This window comes from Streptomyces sp. NPDC002785 (assembly GCF_040295565.1).
Taxonomy (GTDB): domain Bacteria; phylum Actinomycetota; class Actinomycetes; order Streptomycetales; family Streptomycetaceae; genus Streptomyces.
The window spans coordinates 1-9,239 of record NZ_JBEOVN010000249.1; the positions used below are offsets into that span (position 1 = coordinate 1).

A 9,239-nucleotide genomic window follows, 5' to 3' on the forward strand; every position below is an offset into this window, starting at 1 on the left:
CTCGGGAACGAAGTTTCCGAGGGGGCGGGGGCGACGTGCGTCCCGGAGCCGCTATACGCGTGCCCCGTTGTCGAGCGGATCCCGGCGCGCCGCCCTCGTACCGGACCGGCGTCCGGGGGCCCGCTTCCGGGCGGGCGGCGGGGCCTTGCTGCTCCGCTCCAGGACAAGCGCGGCCGGTACGGCGGTCAGCACCGAGGAGTACGTGCCGACGCAGATGCCGATCAGCAGGGCGAGCGCGAAGTCCGCGAGGGAGTCGCCGCCCAGCACGGCGAGTGCGGTCAGGATGAACAGAGCGCCCATTCCGGTGTTGACCGTTCTCGGGACGGTCTGGAGAACAGCCTGGTTGGCGACCGTGGCGAAGGGCACGCGACGCGCCTTCGCCCACAGTTCCCGCACCCGGTCGAAGACGACCACCGAGTCGTTGACGGAGTATCCGATGACGGTGAGGAGTGCGGCCAGGAAGATGCCGTCAACGGTGCGTCCGAGCCAGGCGAAGGCGCCGACCAGGATGATGACGTCGTGCACCAGCGCCGCGACCGAGGCCACGGCGAACGTCCAGCGGAACCGGATCGCCAGATACGCCAGCTGTACGAGGACGGCGATGCCGAGCGCGATCAGGGCGTTGCGCCGGAGCTCGTCGCCGAGGCTGGGGCCGATGAGTTCGTCGCGGACCTTGGTGGTCTTGCCGCCCTCCTCCGCGAGGGCGGCGCGCAAGGCGTGTTCGCCGTCGTTGTCGAGTTTTCCGGTGCGTACGGAGAGGTCGCCCGCGCCCGCCGTGGTGACCTCGGCGTCGCCGAAGCCCGCGTCGGCCAGGGCGCTGCGGGCCCGCTCGACGTCGACGGGCCGGCTGGTCGAGTACTCGACGAGCCGGCCGCCGGTGAATTCGACGCCCAGGTTGACCCCGCGTACGACGATGCCGAGGACCGCGACGGCGATCAGTGCCGTCGAGATCAGCAGCCAGCGGCGCGGTGAGCGCATCAGCTGGGGATCGCGGCGGGTCAGCCAGGTGCGTACCCGGCCGGGGGCGGTGATGCCGTTGACGCCCTGGTAGTCGCTGACGAATCGTGAGCCTGCGGCGATCTCGGTGAGTGCTCGCGCGATGACGAGTGCGGAGAACATCGAGGCGAACACACCGATGGCAAGTGTGACACCGAAACCCTTCACCGGTCCGGAGCCGAGGAAGAAGAGCAGCACGCCGGCGATCAGCGTCGTGACGTTGGAGTCGGCGACGGCGCTCCAAGCGCCACGGAATCCGGCGGTCAGCGAGGAGCGCAGGGAACGGCCCGGGTGCTGTGCGTGCTCCTCTCTGGCCCGTTCGAAGACCAGCACGTTGGCGTCGACCGCCATCCCGATGGCCAGGACGAATCCGGCGAGGCCGGGCAGGGTGAGAGTGACTCCGAGGGCGACCAGGGCCGCGTACGAGATCAGTCCGTAGGCGGCGAGCGCTACGGCGGCGAGTGCGCCGAAGAGCCGGTAGATGACGGTGATGAAGAGCGCGGTGGCCGCGGCGCCAATGAGGGCGGCCCGGGCGCTGGCGTCGATGGCGTCTGCACCGAGCGTCGGGCCGACGGTCCGCTGCTCGACGATCTCGACGGGGAGCGGAAGGGCGCCGCCCTTGATCAGCAGGGCCAGTTCCTGGGCCTCGTCGGCACTGAAGGAGCCGGTGATCTGGGTGGAGCCGGACGGCAGACCGACGTTGCAGCCGACCGAGGGGGAAACCTGTGGCGAGGAGATGATCTGCTCGTCGAGGACGATGGCGACGCGGCGCCGGTCGTCCTGGACCGGGTGGCAGGCGGCCTCACCGGTCAGCTGTGTCCAGTCCCGGCCCGCCTTCTTGTGGAAGTCGAGGGACACGGTCCAGCCGGCGCCCTGCTGGGCGTCGAACGCGGCGGTGGCGTCCTTGACGCCCGCGCCGGAGAGCCGGGCCGGGCCGAGGTCGAGGGAGCGGCCCTGTTCGTCGGGGAGCGTCGGCCCGTCGTCGGCGTTGGCATCCGCCTTGTCGCCCGCCTTGTCGTCGTTCTGCGTGGCGGGGCCCTGGACCGCGTGGAAGCTGAGCTGGGCGGTTCTGCCGATGACTTCGGCGGCCTTGCGCGGGTCCTGGACGTCCGGGAGCTCGACGATGATCCGGTCCTCGCCGGAGCGGGTCAGGGTGGGTTCGGTGACGCCGAGGGAGTCGATGCGCTGGCGGAGCACCTCAAGGGTGCGGTCGGTGCTCTCCCGGTCCGCTTTCGCGGTGTCGGAGTCCTTGGCCTGGAGCACGATTCTGGTGCCACCCTGAAGGTCGAGGCCGAGTCTGGGTGACATGGTCAGCGTGATGAGCACGGAGACGAGCAGGACGGCCGCAGCCAGAACCGCCCGCACCGTGGTGGCGCGAGTCATGGGTTTCCTCCGAGGGGCGCCGGGCGCCCTCACCTCGGCGAGGACGTTCCGGCGGGTCTGTGGGACGGGACCGGTGGCAGGACCGGTGGCCGGTGAACGGCTGTCCTCGGAGGCCCGCGTACGGCGGGGAGCGCAGTGCGGAAGCGGCCGGTGGCACGAGGGGGTGCGGCGGGGGCCCGCTGGAGGGCGTGGTGCGGTACGCGGATGCCCGGTGCGCCGGGCAGCAGGAAGTTGTGGCCGGGTGGCGGGAGATGGTGCTGGGTGCGGGCGTGGTCGGTGCCGGCCCTGGGCTGGGGTGCGCTCGTCGGCAGCCGGTGGCGGTCGGTCGCCGTGGCCGTGCGGGTGCGCCGGGTGTCGTGGACGGTGCCCGTGCGGGCGGTCCGGTCCGTGTGCGGGGTGGGTTGATGGGCGCCGGGTGAGTACGCGGCGGAGGGCGGCACACCGGCGAACGGCCGGGCGGGGAGTACGGATCCGGCGGCTGCGGGGGCGCCGACGACGACGGTGAGTACGGCGAGAAGGAGGGCGACGAAGACCTGTCGGGCCGCCTGTGCGGTTCTGCGGTGTGCCGGTGCGCCCGGCCATGCCCTCGGGGGCACATTCCCCGGGGGCGGCCCCGGGAGGGGGGTCACCTCGTTCGGCCGGGCAGGGCCGGTGTCACGCCGGCTCGGCGGAGCACGGAGCTGAGTATCAGCCCGGCGCCGCGTACGACCGTGGTCGCGGGGTCGTCGGCGAGACGTACCGGAACGCCGAGGCGGACCGCGACCCGGTCGGTGATGTCGGGGCGGGTGGCGCCGCCGCCGGCGAGCAACGGGCCCTTGCGCAGGGCCCCCAGGACGGCACCGTGCCGGTCCTGCTTCCACATTTCGTCCACCATGTCCAGGACGGTGTGGACGACTGCGGTGGGCGGCTCGGAGGGGGCGAGGTCGCTGAGTCCCGTCTCGGCCTGGCGGGCGTCGCGGACCAGCCCGTCGACGAGGAGGGTCGCCTCGGTCAGCTCGGCGCCGATGTCGACGACGAGCAGCGGGCCGCCGTCCTGCGGTCCGGCGTATGCGGCGGCGGCCCTCGCGCTGTCCAGGGCGATGATGCTCGTCGGCCGGAGTGCGGCGAGCAGTTCTCTTGCCGCGGCACGGTGTTCGGACCCGGCGAGAACGGGATGGCTGAGGACGATCACGGTGTCGGTGCGGTCCGCGCCCAGGGCACTGTCGGCGATACGGCCGAGCATCCGGCCGCAGGACACGGGGTCGACGATGCGCCCTCGCCGGACCGGGCGGCCGTGCGCTGCCCCGGCGCCGAAGTCGCCGCAGGCGTCTGTGTCGGCGATGACGCCGTGTCCGGGCATCCAGGCGCGGGTCCGGGAGCTGCCGAGGTCGAGGGCGAGGCCCCGGGTGACGCCCCGGTACTCCCGGCGGACGGACCGGTCGAGCCGTGGACCGTCGTGCAGCGAATGCATCGCCCCTCCCACCGGCCTGCCGACGCGGCCGTTCACACACCCATTGACCCGCTGATAGCGAGGCATGGCCGATCCCTCACTATGCAATAGGGAGGCAAAGAAAGCCACTCTCAGGCAAAATCCAAGGGCTCGGGCGCGGCGAGGTCTCCGTCGTGCGTCACACCTCCGTCGGCAGGAACCCGGCGATCAGTTCTGCGAACTCGTCCGGCGCGGCGATCCGGACACCGAGGTCCTCGGCCTTGATGCGCTTGGATCCGGCCTTCTCCCCGGCGACCAGGAGCGTGGTGCGCTTGGAGACGCTGGACGAGGACTTCCCGCCGGCTCGCTCGATCAGCTCGTTCATCTGATTCCGGGAGAGCTTCTCCAGCACGCCGGTCATGGCGCCGGTGACCACCACGGTCATCCCGTCCAGCGGCAGACCCGCGGCCCGCTCCCCGTCCGCGACGGCAGCCGCTTCGGTGCCCTCCTCGCCCGGCTCCGGCGGCGGCGTCGCGCCGGGCTCCGTCATGTTGACCCCGGCGGCCGCCAGTTTCTCGATCAGCGGGGCCAGCTCCACCAGCTCCGCGACGACACCCGCGGCCTTCTCCTTGCCGATGCCGTCGACCCGCTGGAGCTCCTCGACGTCGGCGGCCCTGATCCGGTCCATGTCCGCGAAGTACCGGGCGATCCGCCGTGACATGGAGCGCCCGGTGCCGCGTACGCCCAACGCGCAGAAGACCCGGGAGAGCGGCTGGGTACGTGCCGTTTCGATGGCGGCCAGGAGGTTGTCGGTGCTGGTCTCGCCCATCCGTTCCAGACCGAGCAGCTGCTCGCGGTCGAGGGTGAAGAGGTCTGCGAAGTCGGCCACCAGGCCGGCATCGACGAGCTGGACGACCCGGGTGGCGCCCAGGCCCTCGATGTCGAGCTGGTCGCGGCCCGCCGCGTACGAGATGGAGGCGACGAGGCGGCAGTCGCGGCCCCGGACACAGCGCCAGCGCTGCTCGCTGGTGTCGATCTCGGAGCCGCACTGCGGACATGCCTCGGGGAAGACTATGGGCTGCTCGTCACCGGTCCGCAGATGGGCGACGGGCGCCTCGATACGGGGGATGATGTCGCCGGCCTTGTAGACCATCACACGGTCGCCCAGGCGAAGATCGCGCCGGGTGATGTCGGCCGGGTTGTGCAGTGTGGCGTAGCTGACGGTCGAGCCGTCGATCTCGACCGGTTCCAGCACGGCGCGCGGCGCGATGATGCCGGTCCTGCCCACGTTCCACTCGACGCCGAGGAGCCGGGTGACCTTCTCGACGGCCGGGAGCTTGTATGCGATGGCCCAGCGCGGCGCCCTGGTCCCTGAACCGGCCTCGCGCTGGTCGGCCGCGAGATCGGCCTTGATCACGATGCCGTCGATACCGAACGGCAACGAGGCGCGCACGGCCGCGACTTCCTCGACCCGGGCCTGCACCTCCTCGACCGTGGTGACGGTGCGCGGTGCCACATCCGTGGCCGCCGCGGTGTGCACGCCGAGCCCGGCGACGTATTCCAGGACCTCGCTGTGCGGGAGTTCGGCGAGGGTGTCGGTCAGCTCTCCGGACTCGGGCAGCGGCAGGGCACCGTAGGCGAAGAACGTCATCTCCACCGTGTACGCGCGGTCCTTGGCGCGGAGTGTGCCCGCCGCGCCGTTCCTCGGGTTGGCGAAGGGGGCGCCGCCGTGCTCGGTGCGCACGGTGTTGGCCTGTTCGAACTGCTCTGTCGTCATGAGGATCTCGCCGCGCATCTCGATCGTCACCGGCTCGGCGAGCTGCTCGGGGAGGCCGGCCACGGTGCCGATCGCATGCGAGACGTCCTCGCCCGCGGTGCCGTCGCCCCGTGTGATCAGCTGCTCGAGGCGGCCCGCCCGGTAGCGGGCAGCGACAGCCAGGCCGTCGAGCTTCGGCTCCACGCTCCACGCGGCGACGGGCCTGCCGATCCGGCGCTCCAGCGACGCAGTCCACGTGGCGAACTGCTCGGCCGAGAAGACGTTGTCCAGGGACAGCATCGGCACGGTGTGCGGCACGTCCCCGCTTGCGGCGCCACCCGCCACCTTGCCGGTCGGGGACGCCTCCAGCGCCTCCTGCGGGTGCTTCTGTTCGTATGCGGCGATCCCCCTTGCCAGCCGGTCGTACGCATCGTCGTCGAGCGTGCTCTCGCCCGTGGCGTAGTAATCGGCGGCGGCCCGCGACGCTTCTTCGACCGCAGCGGCGTAGGCGGCGGCATCGGCGAGCACAACAGCTGAGTTCGTCATGGCCCCCATCCTGCCGCCCACCACTGACAACGCCCCTCAGCCGGCCTGCTGAACCGTCCCGCCCGCCTCGTCCGCGCCGCCCACCGCGCCCGGCGCTGCCAGCGGGATCTGCGGTCCCGAGCACTCCCGCAGCCAGCGCCGCAGCACCTCGTGCACCTGCTCCGCCCCCACCAGCTCCGTGCCCTGCGCCACCGGCGCCGACAGGTCTGACGGCCACAGCAGGAACGGCCGGGACTGCTCGCCGCCCAGACCGCCGTGCGAGCCGATCTGTTCCTCGAAGGCGTGCACGCAGCCCGTGGCCCGGTCGTGCATCGAGTTGACCATGATGTCGGCGACGTGCGGGAAGGTGTCGGTGCGGCGCACCGCGGCCGCCGCGCCCGGGCCGAAGGGGGTCAGCGGTCCTTCCCCGTCCTTCAGTTCCGACACCGGGACCTCGGTGCCGCCACGGCCCAGCACCACCGATCCGTGCCGCTCGCTGCGGACCAGCAGAAAACCGATGCCGGGGTGGTTGGCAAGGGTGCCGAGCAGTGCGGGACGGCTCCGGTCGAGCTGTTCGCGCGAGGCGCGTCCCTCGACGTCGGGGAAGGAGATCAGGCCGAGGTTGCCGGAGGCGAGGACCACCGGGTCGGACGGCTCGGCGCGGTGTTCCGCCTCGCGCTCCTCGGCCGGCCGGCGGTGCAGGGCGATCCGTACCGCGTCACGCGCCTCCGAACCACTGCGGGTGCGCTCCGCCCGGCGGGGTACGGGCAGCCCGCAGCCCGCCCGCACCAGGTCCTTGAGCGTCAGCCCGTACGCCCCCGCGAAGGTCTCGCCGGGGCTCTGCCCGTGGTCGGAGAGCAGCACGATCCGGTAGGTGCGCGGGGTGTGTTCGGCGACCTTGACGATCAGGGCGAGCGAGCGGTCCAGTCGCGTGAGCACCTTCTCCGCGTCGCGGCTGTTCGGTCCGGAGTGGTGCGCCACCTCGTCGTACGCGACCAGGTCGGCGTAGACGGCGGTGCGCCCGGCGAACATGTCCCCGATGACGGCGGCCACCACCACATCGCGTTCGACGACGGTCGCGAAGGCCCGGATGAAGGGGTAGAGCCCGCCACGCTTGATCCGGGGCATGTCCTTCCGTATCCGCGCCCTGGTGGACTGGCCGATCTCGCGGCAGACTTCGGCGGCGAACGAAAGCGCGGTACGGACAGCATTGGCCGGATCGGAGAAGTAGGCGAAGTACCCGGCGCGGGAGCGGCGGCCCTTGCCACGCCGGGCCGCCATGGACAGGACGAGCGCAAGCTGGTCGGCGCCGCCGCTGAAGAGGTTGCCGCGGCTCGCACCGTCGAGCGTGAGCAGCCCGCCGTCATGGGTGCGTGCGATGGCCCGGCGCTGGAGTTCGATGGCGCTCGCGGGACGGCTGGAGACCATGACGTCGCCGGTCTCCTTCTCGTACCAGCGAAAGGCGGGGACGTCGTGGTTGCTGCCGTGCAGGATGCCGAGCTGGCTGGCGCCGGTCTGGCTGGACCAGTCGGTGCGCCACGGGGTGAGCCGGTGGCTCTCCTTGTCGGCGAGCCAGTTCGCGACGGTCGGCATCAGGCCGGAGTCGGCGGCCCGGGCAAGCACGTCGTGGCCGACGCCGTCGAGCTGGATGAAGACGGTGCCCGGCGGTCCGCTGCGCCCGCTGTCCGCACCGCTGCGCCGACGGCGGCGGTCGGCGAGCCGTGAGAGCCGGCGCCGGTAGGCGTTGTCGTCGCGGACGGCCAGCGCCGTGGAGGTCGCGGAGGCGACGGCGGACATCACGGCCGCGACGACGACCGCGGTCTCCGGGTTGGCGGCGCCGCGCCCGTCCGGTATGAGCCGCAGGGCGACCAGCAGCAGCGAGCCGTTCAGGAAGAAGACGAGCATCCCGAGGACGAGCGCGGGCACGATGAGCAGTGCCCGTACCAGGACCGGCCAGACCAGTGCGGAGAGCAGACCGAACGCTCCGGCGCCCCAGGCCGCGGTGAACGCGACCTTGGTGATGCTGTCGCCGTCGTCCGACTGGAGCTGGAAGTCCGGCAGAATCCCGGCGAGCGCCAGCATCGTGAGCGTCGAGACCGCCCACACCACAACCACTCGCATCAGGGCACTGCCGGCTGTTCGCCATTGCCCGTCACCCACGCCGTTCCACCTCACGTCCGGACCCCGCCGTCCCGGGCCCTGCCCCCCAGCTTTTCACAGCGCGGGTGCGGGCCGTCGGCGGCAGCAGGCAGGTGGCCGGTCAGCAGCCGTCGTATCCGGCGGTCGGCATGGAAAGCCTGCGGTGCACACTCGCCTTCGTACGGGCGTTGTACGGCGGCTCGTCCAGTCCCGCGATCTCCAGCCGTACGCCGCGCCGCTCGCATTCCGCGGCGAACTCCGGCACCGAGGTGAGGGCCCGCGCCAGCACCCGGTCGTTGGCGGCGACGAAGAGTTCGACATCGCCGCTCTCGACATCCGTCCACAGGGCGTGGTGGTCGGGGCGCAGCCCGTAGAAGCGCAACTGCCGGGTGACGACGTATCCCTTGTCTGCGGCCCAGCGGGCGCACATGTCGTGCTGGCTTCGGGTGTCGACGAGGAACGGATCGCTGTCGAGCTCTTCGAGCGGTGTGAGACTGGCGATGGCCGCCACCCGTACGTCCGTTGCGTCCCCCATGGCCGTCCCCCCGTGCTAGGCGTACCGGCGACCCTACCTCTCCGGCTCCCGCACAAAAAGGCGCATGTCGGGACGGGAGGAGTGCGCAGTACGGACACGGAACGCCGGTGCGCCCCGCCCCGGGGTAGAACGGCTTGAGGACGACGGCGTTGCCGACGGGGCGGCCATGGCCGCATCGGCGTCCGCATCGCCGGAGAGCGGAGAGGTCGCGTAGACCTCGCCGGTGCCGGCCGGGTCCACGACGTCGAGGGTGCGGCCGTCCGAGGCGTCCGCGAAGACGCCGTCGATGTGCCGGGCGGCGGGGGCGCCGGGCCTCCGCGGCTGAGAGTGACCGGCCGGACGCAACGGCCGGACGGAGCCGGGTCGTCCGATCCGGTCACGGCACTAAGGGCTGTCCCGTACTCCCTGGCGGGACAGCGCGCGGCGTCAGATGCGGTGCATCGCAAGGCGGAGGGGCGTCCGCATACTGGATGTATGCGGACGTTCCGACAACGCGG

6 protein-coding genes and 1 pseudogene are annotated in these 9,239 nt (G+C 72.0%); all 7 read right to left on the bottom strand.

What is annotated here, in order from left to right:
* Positions 1–51 precede the first annotated feature (51 nt).
* Complete coding sequence (gene secD / locus ABTZ94_RS33780; protein ID WP_351206661.1) at positions 52–2,379, bottom strand: protein translocase subunit SecD; 2,328 nt, start codon at positions 2,377–2,379, stop codon at positions 52–54.
* 29 nt (positions 2,380–2,408) lie between these two features.
* A complete protein-coding gene (locus ABTZ94_RS33785; RefSeq protein WP_351206663.1) occupies positions 2,409–2,975 on the bottom strand; it encodes a hypothetical protein in 567 nt (188 codons plus the stop codon).
* A 29-nt stretch (positions 2,976–3,004) separates the two neighbouring features.
* Positions 3,005–3,829 (bottom strand): rod shape-determining protein MreC, encoded by an 825-nt coding sequence (locus ABTZ94_RS33790; RefSeq protein WP_351206670.1) that lies wholly within the window; start codon positions 3,827–3,829, stop codon positions 3,005–3,007.
* Positions 3,830–3,986: 157 nt separating this feature from the next.
* A complete protein-coding gene (ligA, locus tag ABTZ94_RS33795) occupies positions 3,987–6,098 on the bottom strand; it encodes an NAD-dependent DNA ligase LigA (RefSeq protein ID WP_351206665.1) in 2,112 nt (703 codons plus the stop codon).
* A gap of 27 nt (positions 6,099–6,125) precedes the next feature.
* Positions 6,126–8,189 carry a phage holin family protein gene (locus tag ABTZ94_RS33800; RefSeq protein ID WP_351206666.1) on the bottom strand — a complete coding sequence of 688 codons (2,064 nt, stop codon included), beginning with the start codon at positions 8,187–8,189 and terminating at the stop codon, positions 6,126–6,128.
* Between the two features lie 139 nt (positions 8,190–8,328).
* Positions 8,329–8,742, bottom strand: coding sequence for a hypothetical protein (locus ABTZ94_RS33805; protein WP_351206668.1), 414 nt, complete (start codon positions 8,740–8,742; stop codon positions 8,329–8,331).
* 149 nt (positions 8,743–8,891) lie between these two features.
* Positions 8,892–9,087: pseudogene (locus ABTZ94_RS33810) on the bottom strand (hypothetical protein); the annotation flags it as partial.
* Between the last annotated feature and the right edge of the window lie 152 nt (positions 9,088–9,239).